The sequence below is a fragment of the Clostridium thermobutyricum genome (assembly GCF_000371465.1).
Taxonomy (GTDB): domain Bacteria; phylum Bacillota; class Clostridia; order Clostridiales; family Clostridiaceae; genus Clostridium; species Clostridium thermobutyricum.
The window spans coordinates 859,603-879,061 of the sequence record NZ_KB850956.1 but is presented as its reverse complement, the minus strand read 5'-3'; the positions used below and the strand labels follow the sequence as shown (position 1 = coordinate 879,061).

The 19,459-nt window shown below is 27.5% G+C and carries 17 protein-coding genes; 1 reads left to right on the top strand and 16 read right to left on the bottom strand.

Annotated features, from left to right (window positions below; genetic code table 11):
• Nucleotides 1-9: 9 nt before the first annotated feature.
• From trmB to HMPREF1092_RS03850, 14 genes are all read right to left on the bottom strand, one after another.
• A complete protein-coding gene (gene trmB / locus HMPREF1092_RS03910) occupies nucleotides 10-672 on the bottom strand; it encodes a tRNA (guanosine(46)-N7)-methyltransferase TrmB (RefSeq protein WP_002597310.1) in 663 nt (220 codons plus the stop codon).
• Nucleotides 673-737: 65 nt separating this feature from the next.
• Nucleotides 738-1,541, bottom strand: a complete 804-nt coding sequence (locus HMPREF1092_RS03905) for a putative ABC transporter permease (protein WP_002597309.1) — start codon at nucleotides 1,539-1,541, stop codon at nucleotides 738-740.
• A 96-nt stretch (nucleotides 1,542-1,637) separates the two neighbouring features.
• Complete coding sequence (locus HMPREF1092_RS03900; RefSeq protein ID WP_002597308.1) at nucleotides 1,638-2,486, bottom strand: DegV family protein; 849 nt, start codon at nucleotides 2,484-2,486, stop codon at nucleotides 1,638-1,640.
• Between the two features lie 269 nt (nucleotides 2,487-2,755).
• Nucleotides 2,756-3,625, bottom strand: coding sequence for a methionyl aminopeptidase (locus HMPREF1092_RS03895; RefSeq protein WP_002597307.1), 870 nt, complete (start codon nucleotides 3,623-3,625; stop codon nucleotides 2,756-2,758).
• Nucleotides 3,626-3,736: 111 nt separating this feature from the next.
• Nucleotides 3,737-3,880 carry a hypothetical protein gene (locus HMPREF1092_RS17095; RefSeq protein WP_002597306.1) on the bottom strand — a complete coding sequence of 48 codons (144 nt, stop codon included), beginning with the start codon at nucleotides 3,878-3,880 and terminating at the stop codon, nucleotides 3,737-3,739.
• A gap of 180 nt (nucleotides 3,881-4,060) precedes the next feature.
• Nucleotides 4,061-4,444, bottom strand: a complete 384-nt coding sequence (locus HMPREF1092_RS03890; RefSeq protein WP_002597305.1) for a hypothetical protein — start codon at nucleotides 4,442-4,444, stop codon at nucleotides 4,061-4,063.
• A 123-nt stretch (nucleotides 4,445-4,567) separates the two neighbouring features.
• Complete coding sequence (gene purD / locus HMPREF1092_RS03885) at nucleotides 4,568-5,818, bottom strand: phosphoribosylamine--glycine ligase (protein WP_002597304.1); 1,251 nt, start codon at nucleotides 5,816-5,818, stop codon at nucleotides 4,568-4,570.
• A gap of 101 nt (nucleotides 5,819-5,919) precedes the next feature.
• Nucleotides 5,920-7,425 (bottom strand): bifunctional phosphoribosylaminoimidazolecarboxamide formyltransferase/IMP cyclohydrolase, encoded by a 1,506-nt coding sequence (gene purH, locus HMPREF1092_RS03880; protein ID WP_002597303.1) that lies wholly within the window; start codon nucleotides 7,423-7,425, stop codon nucleotides 5,920-5,922.
• Entirely contained in the window at nucleotides 7,422-8,042 is a 621-nt protein-coding gene (gene purN, locus HMPREF1092_RS03875; RefSeq protein ID WP_002597302.1) for a phosphoribosylglycinamide formyltransferase, read from the bottom strand. Before purN ends, purH begins: the two co-directional genes overlap by 4 nt.
• A complete protein-coding gene (purM, locus tag HMPREF1092_RS03870; RefSeq protein ID WP_002597301.1) occupies nucleotides 8,030-9,031 on the bottom strand; it encodes a phosphoribosylformylglycinamidine cyclo-ligase in 1,002 nt (333 codons plus the stop codon). The genes purN and purM overlap by 13 nt, the downstream gene beginning before the upstream one ends.
• Nucleotides 9,025-10,476, bottom strand: a complete 1,452-nt coding sequence (gene purF / locus HMPREF1092_RS03865; RefSeq protein WP_002597300.1) for an amidophosphoribosyltransferase — start codon at nucleotides 10,474-10,476, stop codon at nucleotides 9,025-9,027. Before purF ends, purM begins: the two co-directional genes overlap by 7 nt.
• 26 nt (nucleotides 10,477-10,502) lie before the next feature.
• Nucleotides 10,503-11,213: a phosphoribosylaminoimidazolesuccinocarboxamide synthase gene (purC, locus tag HMPREF1092_RS03860; protein ID WP_002597299.1), complete on the bottom strand. Its 711-nt coding sequence runs from the start codon at nucleotides 11,211-11,213 to the stop codon at nucleotides 10,503-10,505.
• On the bottom strand, nucleotides 11,213-11,692 hold the full coding sequence (gene purE / locus HMPREF1092_RS03855; protein ID WP_002597298.1) for a 5-(carboxyamino)imidazole ribonucleotide mutase: 480 nt from the start codon (nucleotides 11,690-11,692) through the stop codon (nucleotides 11,213-11,215). Before purE ends, purC begins: the two co-directional genes overlap by 1 nt.
• A 29-nt stretch (nucleotides 11,693-11,721) precedes the next feature.
• Nucleotides 11,722-15,468 carry a phosphoribosylformylglycinamidine synthase gene (locus HMPREF1092_RS03850; RefSeq protein ID WP_002597297.1) on the bottom strand — a complete coding sequence of 1,249 codons (3,747 nt, stop codon included), beginning with the start codon at nucleotides 15,466-15,468 and terminating at the stop codon, nucleotides 11,722-11,724.
• A 475-nt stretch (nucleotides 15,469-15,943) separates the two neighbouring features.
• Here HMPREF1092_RS03850 and HMPREF1092_RS03845 point away from each other — a divergent pair, with 475 nt between their 5' ends.
• Nucleotides 15,944-17,212, top strand: coding sequence for an ArsB/NhaD family transporter (locus HMPREF1092_RS03845; RefSeq protein WP_002597296.1), 1,269 nt, complete (start codon nucleotides 15,944-15,946; stop codon nucleotides 17,210-17,212).
• Nucleotides 17,213-17,320: 108 nt separating this feature from the next.
• Here the strand turns inward: HMPREF1092_RS03845 and HMPREF1092_RS03840 are convergent, their stop codons facing one another.
• Nucleotides 17,321-19,051: a ferredoxin hydrogenase gene (locus HMPREF1092_RS03840; RefSeq protein WP_002597295.1), complete on the bottom strand. Its 1,731-nt coding sequence runs from the start codon at nucleotides 19,049-19,051 to the stop codon at nucleotides 17,321-17,323.
• A gap of 218 nt (nucleotides 19,052-19,269) precedes the next feature.
• A partial coding sequence (locus HMPREF1092_RS16925) for an SH3 domain-containing protein (protein ID WP_002597294.1) occupies nucleotides 19,270-19,459 on the bottom strand: 190 nt, incomplete at its 5' end.

Below are 19,459 nucleotides of genomic sequence, written 5' to 3'. Positions count from 1 at the left end.
AATAATATATTATTTTATTTTTGCAATTAAAAATTTAGTTTTTATTCCTTCTTTAGTGAACATAGCTTCATGCTCTGTGATTACATTATATTCAAATCCACTATTATGTAAATCTCTAGTTATATAATCAATTTTAAAGCCTGATTCTTCAAAATATTCTAATGATTCTTCAAAAAGTTCATCATCATCTGTTTTAAACCAAATTTCACCTTCACTATTTAAAAACTCTTTATATTGATTAAGTTGTCTTGGATGAGTAAGTCTTCTTTTTTTATGTTTTTCTTTTGGCCATGGATTACAGAAATTTATATATATTCTATCTACTATATCATTTTTATCTAACATTTCATTTATTAATGCAATTTCTTTTGCCATAAGTCTAACATTATCTATATCTTTTATATCTTTTTCTTCAAATGCTTTTTCTATATTTCTTTTAGCTAATACTAAAACTTCATCTTTTATATCTATAGCAATATAATTTATATTAGTATTTGAAGATGCATGAGTAGCTACAAAAGTACCTTTTCCGCATCCTAGTTCTAAGTATATTGGATTATTTGAATTTTTAAAGTCATTTTTCCAAGTTCCCTTTTTTGAATTTGGATCTACAACAAAAAAATGGCATGCTTCAAGCTCAGGTCTAGCCCACGGTTTTTTTCTTAATCTCATATAGTTCACTCCATATTTTTAAATTTCATTACCCATTATACATTTTTACTTATATTATAACAAGCTTATCTCTTTTTCTTATTCCAATACTCAAATAAATTAAGTTTTAAATCTTTAAATTGCTTTCCATATTTTAAAGATTTTACATTTGGGAAGGCTCTAAGCAATCTTTTTTGTACAGCTGAATTTTCCTTTAACTCTTTTAGTATACTAGAAAATTCTTCAAATTTAGTTTTAACTTCATTTAAATCTGCCCTATCTTTCATCTTATTAAAATTTATTTTTAAATCACTAGAATTAAACTTCTCTATTGTAACTTCTAATAATTTAAATTCTTCTTTTATGGCACACATTCTTTCCATTACATTCTTCATATTTATTAAAGAAAGTATAGTTACTACAAAATCAACTAAAAATGCTATTAAGCATATTACACTTATAACTAATCCATATTCTTTGTTTATTCCATTTACAAGTACGGCTACAATTGGTTGTATAAATTTCACCAATATTACAGATCCAATTCCAAATAAAGTTGAATTTAGTAAACATATTCTTCCTTTATAATTAAATTTATAATTAGAATAATCCCACCATTTTAAATTAAATAGCTTTTCTAATACTACAGCTGTAATATATTCAACTATAGTAGTTATAATAACAGCTATTATAAAAAGTAAGAAAATATTATCTTTAAATCTACTTAAAAGAAATATAACACTTAATGAACCAACTCCATAAACAGGACAAACTGGTCCATTCAGAAATCCTCTATTTACCCATACTCTATCTATAGCAGCACAATAAATACATTCGCATATCCAACCTATAATACTATAAATTGAAAAATATAAAATAAGTACCTCCAAAATATCACCTCATTTAATTTATACCAATTATATTATACTATTTTTAACTTTTTTAGCAATATAATTATAAATTTATTAAAATAAGAAGAGAATGTTTTATACATTCTCTTCTAATATACATAACCCTAAAGCTCCTGGCCCAGTATGAATACCCATTGCAGCTCCAATTTGCTCTAATGATATATCTATTATATTTTCATGTCCTTTTACATTTTCAAAAAATTCTTTTGCTTCTTCATCAGCAGCTCCACTCAAAACCCAAACTCTACATTTACTTTTTTCTAAATATTCAAATAAAATGTTTTTCATCTTTGAAATGGCTTTTTTTCTTCCTCTAGTTTTTGTGTATGTATATAATTCACCGTCATCATCTGAAGATACAATAGGCTTTATGTGTAATATTTCACCTATAGTTCCAGATATTTTACCTATTCTTCCTCCACGTTTTAAATATTCTAATGTGTTAAATGTTATAAATCCGTGAGTTCTATTTCTTATACTTTCAAAAGCTTGTACAATTTCTTCTGCTGTTTTTCCTTGTTTAACTAATTTAGCAACTTCTAAAACAATTGCTCCTTGTGGATATCCTAATGTTTTAGTATCTAAAAAGTGAAAGTTAATTCCACTCTTTTCTTCAGCAATTAATCTTATACTATTAAGTGTTCCAGATAATTTATTTGATACACACACTATTATTAAATCTGTATAACCTTCATCAATAAACTTGTCCAAAATTTTATCAGTAGTTTTTAAATCAGGCAATGATGTTGTTGGTATTTCTGTTGATAAACTTTCATACATTTCCTCTGATGTTATTGTTATTTTATCTAAAAATTCTCTTTCCTTATATATAATTCTTATTGGTAACATTTCTATATTATTTTCTTTTAAAGTTTCTAATGTTAAGTCGCAACTGCTATCTGTTAATACCCCTATCTTTTTCATTCCTAACTCCTCCCACTTATTGCTTAATCAAATTATAACATTTTATTCATTATTTAGCAACGTTTTTATAACATTTTTAACTTTATTTTTAATTTGATTTAATCATTTAAGAAAATAATTTCTATATAGTCTCTAATTTTTATAAAATTATCTAAAAAAAAAAATTATTTTATTACTTATTCTCTTGTAATTTAAATATTTTTTTATTAACTAATCTTTATTTTATAAAAAAAAGCCTTTCAAAATATTTATTTTGAAAGGCTTTTTAATTACCAAGCTAATATTTCTATTCCTGTATCTGTTACTAATACTGTATGCTCCCATTGTGCTGATAAAGAACCATCTTCAGTTAATGCAGTCCAATCATTATCAGCATCTACAAAAACTTCAAATCCACCTTCATTTATCATTGGTTCTACTGTAAATATCATACCGGGAACTAATACCATTCCTTCTCCTGCTTTCCCTACGTGTGCTACAAAAGGATCTTCATGGAATTTCAGCCCTACTCCATGTCCTCCAAAATCTCTAACAACGCTATATCCATTTTCACGAGCATGTTTTTCTACAGCTTCACCAATATCTCCAAGGAATCCCCAAGGTTTAATAGCTTCCACACCTTTTTTAAGACATTCTCTTGCTACTCTTACTAACTTCTCAGCTTCTTCTGATGTTTTTCCTATTATATACATTCTTGAAGCATCTGAAAAATATCCATCTTTTATAGTAGATACATCTACGTTTATTATATCTCCTTCTTTAAGGATTATATTTTTATCAGGTATTCCATGACATACTTCATCATTTATTGATGTACAAACACTTTTAGGAAATCCTTGATAATTAAGAGGTGCTGGAATTGCTCCATGTTCTACTGTATAATCATAAACTAATTTATCTATATCTTCAGTTGACATGCCTTCACAAATCTTTTCTCCAACTAAATCTAGAACTCCATTATTTATTTCTGCACTCTTTCTTATCATTTCTATTTGCTTAGCATTTTTTATTAAATTTCTATTTGGCATTAGGCATCCATTTTTTTTCATGAATTCATACTTTTCATCAAATTCCATATGACATTTTTTATATTTTTTTCCGCTTCCACACCAACATTCATCATTTCTATTTATTTTCATATCCATGCCTCTTTTCTATAGTAATTATATATCTATATTATATTCTAAACTTTTCTTTTTTCAAATAATAAAAATGAGGGAAGTGATTCTTCCCCCAATTACTTCTAACTATTAAAAATCTGTCATTCTAGATTGATTAAAAACTTTATTTTTATCAATTTCTAATTCTTCACAAGCTTGCTCTAAACTACATCCATTTTCATCCATATATTTTGCTACGTAACTATCAAGACTTGGTATGTTGTTATAATCCATAATTCTATCCCCCTTAAAATTTTAATTTTTATTTGAGCAAATTCTCAAAATTATTTTCCCTGTAAACATTTAATATACTTTTATTATACGATACTTTTTCCAAATTATCACTATTTTTTTATTTTTTCTCAGTTGTAAAATTATAAGAGTATATTATATACAACATACTCTTATAATTAATTAAAATTTATTTTTAAATTTGTTATACCAAGATTCAATAGATGCTCGCTCTCCAATTTTTATTCTCTTATAAACTATATTTAATGGATAAACTATCTTATTATTAACTCTAAGAAATATTTCTTTTTCTTCAGTTTCATTCCAATTTCCAGAAATATTTTTACTTATAACCTCACCTAGATAGCCTCCAAATCTCATTACTACATCTATTAACTTTTCTTTATTTACATCTTCTATATTTTTATTTCTACTAAAAACATCTAGTATATTATCTAAATCCTTTAAGCTTTCTTCTGAAAAATCTAGATTTACTCCTAAGCTTTTTCTTGAGAAAACTACTGCCCTTAATGATGCTTCTTTGAAAATTCTATTTAGCCTTTCCATTTTAATTGCCTTCTTTAAAAATATTTCTTGAGTAAACTCAAAAAAGTGGAAAATAATCTTTTTTCCATTAACTCTAAAGAATACTCTTTAATATACTATATTTTGATTAACTCTTTAATGTTCTTATTTTGCAATACCAATATCACTTCTACAATAAGCTCCAAAGAAATTTACTTTTTCTCTAATTTTATAAGCGTTATTTTTAGCTTCATTTAATGTTTTTCCTTTTCCAACAACTGATAAAACTCTTCCCCCAGTTGTTATAAGCTTTCCCTCTTCTAATTTTGCTCCAGCTATAAATATATTGCTTATTTCTTCATTATCAATATTTATTTCATAACCTGTTTCTGCTTTTCCAGGATATCCTTTTGAAGAAAGAACTACATTTACACAATATCCTTCTTCCCATTCAACTTCTACGTCATCTAGCTTTTCTTCTATAGCTTTTTCTATTAAATCTAAGATGTCTGTTTTCATTAAGCTAAGTACAGACTGCGTTTCAGGATCTCCCATTCTAACATTATACTCTAAAAGTTTAACACCATTTTTAGTTATCATTATTCCAAAGAAAATTATTCCTTTAAAATCCATTTCTTCTTTTTGTATTCCTATAAGAGTCTTATCCATTATATTTTCATAAAAATCTTTTAAAACTTCTTCTGTTACATATGGATTAGGACAAACAACGCCCATTCCACCTGTATTAGGACCTTTATTCCCATCAAAAATTTGCTTATGGTCTTTTGCTGATAAAAATGGAATTATTCTTTTTCCATCTGTTATAGATAAAATTGAAGCTTCTATACCCTCTAAAAATTCTTCAATAACTACTTTTTTCCCTGAGCCTTTAAAAATATCATTAATCATAAATAAATCTATAGTTTCTAGTGCAGTCTTTTTTTCTTCGCAAATAACTACACCTTTTCCTGCTGCAAGTCCATCTGCTTTTATAACTATTGGATAATTACAGTTTTCTAAATATTCCTTAGCTTTTTTGTGATCATAAAAAACTTCATATTCTGCAGTACTAACTCCATATTTTTTCATAAAGTCTTTAGAAAAACTCTTACTTCCTTCAAGTTCTGCCCCTTTTTTATCTGGCCCAAATATTTTTAACCCTTCACTTTTAAATTTATCTACTATTCCATTTGTTAAAGGTTCTTCTGGTCCTACAACAGTTAAATCAATTCTATTATTTTTAGCAAAAACTAAAAGTTCATCTATATCTGTTAAATTCACATTTTCACATTTTTTATATGTAGCAGTCCCTCCATTTCCAGGAGCTACATATATTTTTTCTACTTTTTCATTTTGAGCTATCTTAAATGCTATTGCACTTTCTCTTCCACCTGAACCTACTAATAAAATCTTCATCTTAAAAACTCTCCTTAGCAATTTAAAAATCTCTAATTAATAAAAAAGCTATATGAAAAAGCTTATTTAATTATTAAACTTTTCATATAGCTATATAAATCTTAGTGCTTAAAATGTCTTACACCAGTAAATACCATTGATATTCCATGTTCATTACATGCAACTATTGATTCTTCATCTCTAATTGAACCACCTGGTTGAATTATTCCCTTTATTCCATATTTAGCAGCTTCATCTACACAATCTCTAAATGGGAAAAATGCATCTGAAGCTAAAACAGTTGCTCCTTTTCCTCTTTCTAATGCTTCAGTAGTTGCCCAAATTCTATTTACTTGACCTCCACCAATTCCAATTGCTACTCCATCTTTTATAGCTACAATAGCATTAGATTTTACATATTTAACAACCTTCATTCCAAATTCCATATCTCTTAATTCACTTTCTGTTGGCTGTTTTTCTGTAACAACATTCATTTCATTTTTTAGCTTCAAATCTTCTTCTTGAACAAGTATTCCACCATCTACTGTAACCATAAACTTTTTAGCATTTTGTTTTTCATTACATTTTATAACTCTTAAATTTTTCTTTTTCTTTAATACTTCTAAAGCTTCATTTGTAAAACTTGGAGCTGCAACAACCTCTAAGAAAATTTTACTCATTTCAAGTGCTGTTTCTTCATCAACTTCTCTATTTATAGCTACTATTCCACCAAATATTGATATAGGATCTGCGTCATGAGCCTTTTTATAAACTTCAAAAACTGAATCTCCTATGGCAACTCCACAAGGTGTATTATGTTTTAATGCACAACACGCTATTTCTTTAAATTCATTACAAACTTTCCATGCTATATCTAAATCTTTTATATTGTTATATGATAATTCTTTTCCATTTAAAATTTCAAAACTATTCATTGCACCATCAAATTCATTTGAAGAATAATAAGCTGCACTTTGATGTGGATTTTCTCCATATCTTAGATTTTGCTTTTTCTTATATGAAATTGAAAGATATTCAGGATATTCTTCTTCACCTTCTAAAAGGAAATTTGATATAGTAGCATCATATGCATTAGTTAAATTAAATACTTTTCCAGCTAAAATTTTTCTTAATTTAAATGAAACTTCACCATTTTCACTTATTTCATCCATAACTCTCTTATAATCATTTTTATCACTTAAAACAACAACATCTCTAAAGTTTTTAGCTGATGATCTAAGCATTGTTGGTCCTCCAATATCTATAAACTCTATTTTCTCTTCAAAAGTTAAATCTTCACGTACTTTATCAAAAAATGGATATAAATTTACAACTACATAATCAATTGTATTTATATTTCTTTCTTTTAAAGTATTCATGTGATCTTCTTTATCTCTTATTGCTAAAATTCCTGCATGTATAAGAGGATGTAATGTTTTAACTCTTCCATCTAGCATTTCAGGAAAATTAGTTACTTCATTTACTTCAATAACACTTACTCCATTTTCTTTTAAATATTTAAAAGTTCCTCCTGTAGAAATTATTTCTACATCTCTTTCTTCTAAAAATTTTGCTAGTTCTAAAACTCCATCCTTATCAAAAACACTTATTAAAGCTCTTTTTTTCATATACACACCTCTTCTTTTATACTAACTTTATTTTCTACTATTTGAATCTTATCTTCGCTAATAAGTTTTATAGCTTTTGGAAGTGCAATATGCTCTTTAACTAAAACCTTTTTTTGAAGAGTTTCATAAGTATCATTAAAGTCTACATTTACTATATCTTGAAGTATTATAGCTCCTCCATCTACTTCTTCATTTACAAAATGAACTGTACAACCTGAATATTTAACCCCTTTTTCTATAACTGCCTTATGAACATATTCCCCATACATTTTATCTCCACAAAATGCTGGAATAAGTGATGGATGAATATTTATTATTCTATTTTTAAATTTATTTAAAATTTCGCCTTCCAATATTGAAAGATAGCCAGCTAATACTATTAAATCTACATTTTCTACAAGCTTTAGAATTTCATTAGAAGTTTCTTTTCCAAATTCCTTTTTACTAACAACAGAAGTTTTTATATTATTTTTTTTTGCTCTCTCTAAAGCATAAATTCCTTCTTTACTTCCAATAACAATCTCTATAGAAGCATTTATATATCCATCTTTAATTTTATCTATTATAGCTTGAAGATTAGTTCCTCTACCAGATGCAAGCACTGCTATTTTAAACAAATGCCTTCACCTCCAGATGTTATATATCCAATTTCATAAGCATTTTCTCCACATGATACAAGTTCTCTCAAAATATCATAAACATCTTTTTCATCTACACATAAAACAAATCCTATTCCCATATTGAATGTGTTATACATATGTTCTCGATTTACACCTAATCTCTCCATTTCTAAGAATATATCTGGAATTGGAAAACTATCTGTCTTTATAACAGCTGTAAATTCTCTTCCATTAAACATTCTTGGAACATTTTCTATAAATCCTCCACCTGTTACATGAGCCATTCCTTTTACATTAAATTTTTCTAAAACCTTTAAAACTGGTTTTACATAAATTTTAGTTGGCTCTAAAAGAGTTTTATATATAGGTTCATTATTAAATTCTCTATCTAAATCTGTAAATATTTTTCTTACAAGTGAATATCCATTTGAGTGTATTCCTGAAGAAGCTATTCCTATAAGCTTGTCTCCTTCTTTTATATCTTTTCCACTTACAATTTTATCTTTTTCAACTATTCCTACTGCAAATCCTGCAATATCATAATCTCCTTCTTTATAAAAACCTGGCATTTCTGCTGTTTCTCCACCAATTAAAGCACAATCTGATTGAAGGCATCCTTCTGAAACTCCTTTTACTAAATCAGCAGCAACTTCTGCTTCAAGTTTTCCACAAGCTACATAATCTAAAAAATATAATGGTTTCGCTCCATGGCAAAGAATATCATTAACACACATTGCCACACAGTCTATACCAACAGTATCATATTTTCTTTTTTTACAAGCTATATCTAGTTTAGTTCCTACTCCATCAGTTCCTGAAACAAGAACTGGTTTTTTATAACCTTCAGGTAATTCAACCATTCCTCCAAAAGAGCCTAATCCATTTAAAACATACTCATTTATAGTTCTTTTTGCATAGTTTTGAATTAATTTAACTGATTTATAACCTTCTTCTATATTTACTCCTGAATCCTTGTAAGTTAACATAATACTTCTTCCTCCTCAAGATTCTCATTTAATTTTTCCATTGGCGCAGAAACTGGATATACTCCATTAAAACATCCTACACAAAAATTTCTTCTTCCATAAAAACTTTTATACATTCCTTCAAGACTTAAATATCTTAAAGAATCACATCCTATAATTTCTTTTATCTCTTCTACAGAATTATTTGCTCCTATAAGCTCACTTCTATAAGGAGTATCTATTCCAAAATAACAAGGAAATTTAACTGCTGGAGATGCTACAAGAAAATGTACTTCTTTTGCTCCTGCTCTTCTTAAAGAATCTACAAGATGTTTTGAAGTAGTTCCTCTAACAATTGAATCATCTATAAGAATAACTCTTTTTCCTTTAACATTTGCCTTAAGTGGATTTAACTTTACTGCAACAGCTCTTTCTCTAAGTTCTTGAGAAGGTGCTATAAAAGTTCTTCCAATATATCTATTTTTAACAAATCCTATATCATAAGCAATTCCTGATACCCTTGAATATCCAATTGCAGCTGGAATTCCTGAATCAGGAACTGCAACAACTAAATCTGCTTCTATTTTATTTTCTTCATAAAGAACTTCTCCTTGCTTAATTCTAGTTTGATAAACATCTAATCCATCTATAATAGAATCTGGCCTTGCAAAGTATATATATTCAAAAGCACATGTTTGACATGTAGTTCCTTCTGAATATTTTATAGATTTAACTCCATCTCCATCAATTACTACAATTTCTCCTGGTTCTATGTCACGAACTAATTCAGCACCTATAGAATCTAAAGCACAACTTTCTGATGAAAGAATATATCCTTCTTTTATTTTTCCAAGACAAAGAGGTCTAATTCCATGAGGATCTCTTATACCTATTAATTTATCTTTAGTCATAATTACCATAGCAAAAGATCCTCTAACTGCTGAAATAGCATTAACTACTGCTCTTTCAATTCCTCTCTTCGCTCCTCTAGCTATAAGTGAAGCTAAAACTTCTGAATCTACTGAAGTATGAAAAACATGTCCTCCATCTTCTAATAATTCACGTATAACATCTGCATTTACAAGATTTCCATTATGAGCCATAGCTATTGGCCCAAGTTTTGTATTAGTTAAAAGTGGTTGAGCATTTTCAACTGTTTTAGCTCCTGCTGTTGAATACCTTACATGACCTATACTTATATGACCATTTGCATTCTTTAACTCTTCTAAATTTTCATTATTAAAAGCTTCTGTTATTATTCCAAGACCTTTATGAATTTTTACTTCCTCTCCATTTGATACTGCTATTCCTGTACTTTCTTGCCCTCTATGCTGAAGTGCATAAAGTCCATAATAAGTTACTGATGCAACATCAACTGGCTCTCTTACATATATTCCAAAAACACCACATTCATCTTTAAACTTATCATTTGAAGGGTCTATAATATCAATTGATGAATTTATCATTTTTAATCTCCCTTAAATACTTATTTTTAGCACTCTATTCTTTTTAATATTTCTATATAAGCTTCTTCTACATTTCCCATATCTCTTCTAAATCTATCTTTATCTAATTTTTCTCCAGTAGTTGAATCCCAAAATCTACATGTATCTGGTGATATCTCATCTGCTAATATAACTTCTCCATTTGGAAGTCTTCCAAATTCTATTTTAAAATCTATTAAATCTATATTTTGCTTTTTAAAGAAATCTTTTAAAAGATTATTTATTTTAGCAGTCATTTCATAAATTTTTTCTAATTCTTCAAAAGTTGTAGCTCCAATTCCTACAGCATGATAATCATTTATAAGTGGATCTCCTAATGAATCATCTTTATATGAAAGTTCAAAAACTGTTGTTTTTAATTTATATCCTTCTTCTAATCCAAGTCTTTTCGCCATACTGCCTGCTGCAACATTTCTAACTATAACTTCAAGAGGTACAATTTCTACTTTTTTGCAAAGTTGGTCTCTATCATTTAATTTTTCTATAAAATGAGTTTTAACTCCATTTTTATTTAACATTTGAAAAATCATTGATGTTATTTGATTATTAAGGATACCTTTATTTTGAATTTCAGCTTTCTTTTCTCCATTAAAAGCTGTTGCATCATCTTTGTAATGAACTATTACATTTTCCTCATTATCAGTTCTAAAAATTTGTTTTGCTTTTCCTTCATATAACTTTTCATATTTATTAACCATTATAATTCCACTCCTTCAGCATTTTCTTCTATGAATTTTCTTTTCATATCTTTTCTAAAATCTAGTAACCTATTTTTTATATCTGGGTATTTTAATGAAAGCATTTGAAGTGCTAACATTCCTGCATTATAACTATTATTTATTCCAACTGTTGCAACTGGAATTGATTTTGGCATTTGAACTATAGATAAAAGTGAGTCTATTCCTCCAACTGCTGCCTTAACAGGAACTCCAATTACAGGTAATACTGTATGTGATGCTATTACTCCTGGAAGATGAGCTGCAAGTCCAGCGCCTGCTATAATAACTTCACAACCTTCTTTTTCAATTTCTTTTATAGTTTCCTCTAATTTTTCTGGTACTCTATGAGCTGAAAGTACAAATGCTTTATAATCAACTCCAAACTCTTTTAAAGCACTTGCTGCTCCTTTCATTACATCAGTATCTGATTTGCTTCCAAAAAATATTGCTACTTTCATAAAATACACTCTCCTTATTTTTAAATAATTTATTTAAAATAGTTTATACCTGATTTAAACAATCCTTGTTCAAAGTTACCTTCTATATTCTTATAAAGATTTTTTCCTACTCTTTCTGAATGAGCCATTTTACCTAATATTCTTCCATCTGGACTTGTAATACCTTCAATTCCAAGCATTGAACCATTTGGATTATAAGGCATATCCATTGATATATTTCCTTCAAAATCTACATATTGAGTAGCTACTTGTCCATTTTTAATAAGAGTTTCTAAAAGTTCTTTAGGTGCAACAAATCTTCCTTCACCATGTGATATTGGAACTGAATGTATATCTCCAAGATTTACTTCATTAAACCAAGGTGATTTTTTTGATACAATCTTAGTTCTTATCATTGATGACATATGTCTATTTATATTGTTATAAGTTAATGTTCCCATGTTTTCTTCTATATCACATATTTCTCCATATGGAAGAAGTCCTAATTTTATAAGGGCTTGGAAGCCATTACAAATTCCTAATATAAGTCCATCTCTATTATTTAAAAGCTCCATAACTGATTCTTTTATTTTTTCGTTTCTTAAAACATTAACTATGAATTTAGCTGATCCATCTGGTTCATCTCCTGCTGAGAATCCTCCTGGAAACATTATTATTTGTGAATTATCTATTTCTTTTTTCAAAATTTCAAGAGATTCTAAAAGTGCATTTTTATTGTAATTTCTTAAAACTACTTCTCTAACTTCTCCACCTTCTTTTTCAAAAGCTCTCTTACAGTCAAATTCACAGTTTGTTCCTGGAAACACTGGAATAACTATTTTAGGTTTTGCAACTTTTATTAATGGTGAAGTTTTTCCTTTTTCTCTATATAACTTTTCTTCTACTATTTCTTTTGTCTCTTTTGTTTTAGTTTTAAATATATTTTTTAGTTTTCTTTCATATTCTTTATTTATTTCTTCTAATGAAATTTTAAAGTCCTTATCAATTGAACAAATTTCAGGTTCTACTATTGTTTTTCCTATGACTTTAAAGTTCATTTCTTCAAATTCTTTTTCATCTAAATCTTCTTTTACTTCTAAAATAAAACTTCCATAATTAAATCCAAATAACTCTTCATTAGTTAAAGATTTGAATTCAACTCCTATTTTATTTCCTAGTGCCATCTTACTTAATCCTTCAGATACTCCTCCAAATTTAAGTGAATATGCACTTAGTACTTTATTTTCATTTATTAATTTATTTAGAGAAGATAAATTCTTTTTAAACATTTCAGTATTTAATGTTCCATCTTCTTGTTTTTCTGATTTAACTAAAATTATTTTAGAACCTATTTTTTTAAACTCTGGTGATATAACTTTTTCAGCTTTTATCATTCCTACTGCAAAAGAAGTAAGAGTTGGAGGTACATCCATTTCTCCAAAGCTTCCTGACATAGAATCTTTTCCTCCAATTGCTGGTATTTCTAAATCCATTTGAGCTTTATATGCTCCTAAAAGTGCTGAAAATGGTTTTCCCCATCTTTCCCTTTTATCACCAAGTCTTTCAAAATACTCTTGGAAAGTAAGTCTTGCTTTTCTATAATCTCCACCTATACAAGAAAGCTTTGTTATAGACTCTATTACTGCATAATATGCCATATGGAAAGGGCTCCATATTCCCAGCTCAGGATTAAATCCATATGTCATTATTGAAGCATCTTTTGATTCTCCATTTTCAACAGGAATTTTAAATACCATTCCTTCTGAAGGAGTTTTTGAATATTTTCCTCCTAAAGGCATAAGTACAGTTCCACTTCCAATAGTTGAATCAAATCTTTCTATTAATCCTTTTTTATCACAAACATTTAAATGATTAAGTGTTTCTATCCATTTATCTTTTATATTTACTTCTCCTACTTCAAATGGATATTTATTTGGAGCATTTACTTTTACATCTATTTCACCAGTTTCTCCATTTGTATCTAAAAAGCTTCTCTTTATATCAACTATAGATTTATTTCTCCAGAACATTCTTAATCTTTCTGTATCAGTAACTTTTGCAACTACAACAGCTTCTAAATTTTCTTTATTTGAAAGTTCTATAAATCTATCTATATTTTCTTTTTCTATTACTACAGCCATTCTTTCTTGTGATTCTGAAATGGCAATTTCTGTTCCATCTAATCCTTCATATTTTTTAGGAACTTTATCTAAATCTATATCTAAACCTCTGCAAAGTTCTCCTATTGCAACTGAAACTCCACCAGCCCCAAAATCATTACATCTTTTTATCATTCTACAAACTTCTTTATTTCTGAAAAGTCTTTGAATTTTTCTTTCTGTTGGTGGATTTCCTTTTTGAACTTCAGCTCCACATTCATTTATTGAATCTTCTGTATGTTCTTTAGATGAACCTGTTGCTCCACCAATACCATCTCTTCCTGTTTTTCCTCCAAGTAAAATTACAACATCTCCAAGACTAGGTTCTTCACGCCTAACATTTTCTTTTGGTGCTGCTGCAATAACTGCTCCAATTTCCATTCTTTTAGCAGCATAATTTGGATGATATACTTCATCAACTTGTCCAGTTGCTAATCCAATTTGATTTCCATACGAACTATATCCACTAGCAGCTCCTAAAGTTATCTTTCTTTGAGGAAGTTTTCCTTTTATTGTTTTTTCAATTTCAACTGTAGGGTCTGCAGCTCCAGTAACTCTCATAGCTCCATATAAATAAGTTCTTCCTGAAAGTGGATCTCTTATAGCTCCTCCAAGACAAGTTGCAGCTCCTCCAAAAGGTTCTATTTCTGTTGGATGATTATGTGTTTCATTTTTAAACATAAGTAGATATTCTTCTATTCCTTTATCTGTTTCTACATTTATATTTATTGAACACGCATTTATTTCATCTGATATATCTAAATCTTCTGTTAGCCCTCTTTTTCTTAATTCTTTCATACATATAACAGCTAAATCCATTAAGTTTATATCTCTAGTTGTATCTTTTCCATAAACATAATCTCTAGAATTTAAATATGCTTCATATGCTTTCTTAACAGGAATATTATATTTTCCTTCTTCAATTTCTATCTCTTTTATAGAAGTTAAAAAAGTAGTATGTCTGCAATGATCAGACCAATAAGTATCAATAACTTTTATTTCTGTTATACTAGGATCTCTATCTTCTGATAAAAAGTATTTTCTTATCATTTCTAAATCTCCTATACTCATAGCTAGTCCCAATTCTTTATGAAATTCTTTTAGTTGTTCTAAATTTTTTTCTCTAAAACCTTCTAGGACTTCTACATCTTTTGGCTCTCTATATTCATTTATTAACTCATTAGAATTTATATCTACTTCTCTTGAATCAACTGGATTTATATAATAGTTTTTTATTTTTTCTATTTCTTCTAAAGTTAGATTTCCTTCTAAAATAATAACTTTTCCTGATTTAACATCAACTCTATCTTCTTTAGTTAAAAGCATTATACATTCAGAAGCTGAATCAGCTCTTTGGTCATATTGACCTGGTAAAAATTCTACTCCAAATGCTATTTCATTTTTATTTAACTTAAAACTTCCTTCATATATATTATCTACAGGTAATTCTGAAAAAATTGTTTTTAAAGCTTTTTTATAATAATCTTCTTCCATTTCTCCAATTATATATTTATTTAACACTCTAACTTTTTCTAAATTTGAAATAGAAAGATTTTCTCTAAAATCTTCTAAAAGTAATTTTCCCTCAACATTAAATCCTTCTTTTTTCTCAACGAATATAGTTCTAATACAAGCCATGCTTTTCCCTCCAATAATATTTAAAGTTTATTTTATTTTTCCATATTATCCCTTGATAATTAAAGAATATCATTCGAAATATAAAAAGTCAACATTATCATTATATTTTTATTTATTATTCGTTATATTAAGAATTATATGAATAATATTTTATTTTATAATTCGTAAATTTCTTCTTTTTTCTTCCTTTTTATATTTTAAATACTTTTCTAAATTTACATTTTTGATATTTTTTTCAAATTATTGCTGACGTTTTTATACTTTCTTTTCTCTAATAAGAAAAAAGCTAGCATATAAATGCTAGCAATAATAAACCTACGTAACCTTTTTGCCTGAAAGGTCATTAATAGTTTATTTATAATTCTCTTTTTCTATTCAAAAATTTTTTTGTTATAATTTTATATTAGAAGTATAACTAAAATAAACTTTTAAATAGAAAGGAGGCATTATTTTTTCAAATGAAAAAATAATTATTATGGATTTACTACAGATAATTTCAACAGCTATATTTTTAATTGTTTTGATAGGAATAATAAGTAATAAATTCGATTCAACTGTTTTGGCTTTAACAGGTGCTGTATTAATGGTAGTCTTTAGAGTAATCCCATTAAATAAAGTTACATATTATATTAGCTTCAATACAATTTCAGTTCTAATAGGAATGATGCTAATAGTTTCTATTTTTAAGAAAACTGGTTTTTTTGAATATATTGCAATCTTAACCACAAAAATATGTAAAGGTAATATTTTTAAGATACTATTATTTTTAGGTATAATAACAGCCTTACTATCTGGTATTTTAGATAATGTAACTACAGTTTTATTAATGGGGCCAGTAACTTTTCTTATAACAAAAATTCTTAAAGTAAATCCAATTCCATTTGTGTTTAATGAAATATTTGCTTCAAATATTGGAGGAACAGGTACTTTAATTGGTGATCCTCCAAATATAATGATTGGTAGTTCTGCACACTTATCTTTTAACTCTTTTTTGATTCATCTTTTTCCAATAACATTTTTTATTTTAATATTAACAATACTTATAATTTATTTTGTTTATAAAAAAGAGTTCCAAGTTAAAGAAATACATAAAGAAAAACTTCAAAATTTAAATCCTAAAGAATCAATAAAAAATAAAAAGCTTTTAATTCAAGGATTTATAGTTATAATTTTTGTATTATTAGGATTTATATTTAGCAATAAAATAAATTTAAATATTGGAACTATCGCAATATTAGGAGCTTGTATATTATTACTCATTGCCAAAGAACCTATTGAAAATGTAATAATGGATGTTGAATGGAGTTCTATATTATTTTTTATAGGTTTATTTGTTTTAGTAGGTGGTATTGAACAAACTGGTGTAATAAATTTAATTTCAAACCTTTTAATAACTTACGGAAAATCTAATCCTATTCTACTTCTTTTAATTACACTTTTTGGAGCCGCAATAATATCTTCATTCTTAAATAATATACCTTTCGTAGCTGCATTAATTCCTTTAATAATTTCTTTAGATAATAAAGGAATAGATATTACTCCTCTTTGGTGGGCTATATCATTAGGTGCTTGTTTAGGTGGAAATGGAAGTTTAATAGGAGCATCTGCAAATATAGTTCTATCTGATATCTCAGAAAGAGAAGGTTATCCTATAAGTTTTAAAGATTATTTTAAGCTTGGATTTCCATTAATGATTTTATCTATAATTATTTGCTCAATTTATCTATTAATTTTATATTACTAATAAAATTAATAGATAATCTTAATAAGATAAAACGCTTATTTATTTAAAATATTAAAATAAATAAGCGTTCTATTTTTACAAAATTTTATCTATTTAACTTTATTAATTTTATCTTACTCTATAAGTAGTATGGAATAGTTCATGTGCTCTTCCTTTTCCAGGTTCTCCTATATAACTTTCATACATTTTTATTATTGCTGGATTTTGATATGATTTTCTTTTTGGTAATTTTTTAGCGTCCTGATTATATAAAACACTTGCTCTAAGTTTTCTAAAATCAAACTTTTCTCTATCTATAGATGAAACTTGAGGTTGACCTCCTCCATTTATACAACCTCCAGAACAATCCATAACTTCAACTAAACTATAACCTTTTTTTAAATTTCCCTCTTCAACAAATTTAAAGAAGTTTGAAGCTCCATTAACAACTGCTATTCTATGTTCTTCTCCATTTATAGTTATAGTAGATTCTTTAATTCCTTGAAATCCTCTTACCTCAGTATAATCTATATCTTCAATATCACGGCCTTCTAATTTGTCAACAGCTGTTCTAAGAGCTGCTTCCATAACTCCTCCTGTTGCTCCAAATATTGCTCCAGCTCCACTATACATTCCCATAGCTTCATCTGCTTCACTTTCTTCTAACTCTTTAAAACTTATCTTTCTAGCTTTTATCATTCTTCCAAGTTCTTTTGAAGTTAAAACTGCATCTATATTCCTTATACCATCATTCTCCATTTCAGGTCTATTCATTTCAAATTTCTTTGTTATACATGGCATAATAGTTACAGTAAATATATTTTCTGGCTTTATTCCTGATATATGAGAATAATAGCTTTTACTTGCTGCACCAAATATTTGTTGAGGTGATTTAGTGCTTGATAAATTAGGAATTAACTCTGGAAAATAATGCTCAACTAATCTTATCCATCCTGGACAGCAAGATGTAAACATAGGAAGAGCTCCTCCATTTTTAATTCTTTCTATAAATTCAGCTGCTTCCTCCATTATAGTTGCATCAGCTCCAAAATTTATATCAAAAATTTTATCAAATCCTATCATTCTTAATGCAGTATAAATTTTCCCTGTAACGTCAACTCCAAATCCCATATTAAATTGTTCTCCAAAAGCAGCTCTAACAGCTGGTGCCATTGCAACAATCACATGTTTATTAGGATCATTTAATGCTTCTTCTACTATTTCAATATGTGACTTTTCTTGAAGAGCATCAACAGGACAAGCTGTTACACATTGACCACAAAGAAGACATCTAGTTTCATCAAAATTTTTTAAATCTCTAGAACCTATAATTCTTTCTCCATCTTCTAAATCATGAAATATTATTGACTTAGTAGTAGTTTCTTCTCTACACATTGCAACACATCTTCCACATTTAATACATCTTTGCCTATTTAGCACAAGTGAATGGCTTCTATCATCTATTGTTTTATTTTTATCTTCAACATTAAAAGGCTTTTCTTGCTTAGCTCTAGTCTTTATTACTACTTTTAAAAGTTCACAAGTTTCTCTTCTTTTACATACTCCACATTTAAAATCATGATTATTAAGAATTTTTACTACTTCACATCTTACTTTTTCCTTTACATCTTCATCTTCACTACTTACTATTAATCCATCTTCAGCTTTTGTTGAACATGCTCTAAAAAATCCATTTTTTCCTTCTATTTTAACTAAACATAATCCACAAATTCCTTTATGATAACATTCTTTAAAATAACATAAGGCAGGTATATTTATATTATTTTCTCTAGCTAATTCTAAAATAGTTTTTTCTCCTTCAAAATCTATTTTAATATTATTTATAGTTAATGTACTCAAAAAATCATCCTCCTAAAGTTCAATTCTCCTTTTATAATTTCCATAAATTACTTTTATTATTCTTTATTAATTTTGTAATTAAATAATAATTTTACAAATTATAATCTATTGCAAAATATATTAATAAAACTAATCCATAATATTTCTTAAATTTAAATCCAAAAATAAAAAAAACTCCCACTTATTAAAAATGAGAGTTTTTCTTATTCATTTTAATTTTAAGATATTTTTACTCTATCTTTGCATATCCATGCTGTTCTATTTCCATAAACTATTTGATACCAGTTTCCACTTTCTCCTATAATTTTTACTCCTGTTCCATTGTATAATTGTCCTACTCCTGAATTGTTCCAATCTGGTCTGCATGTTATATAAGTAAATGGTCCCTCTTTAAAGTCTACTACTCCT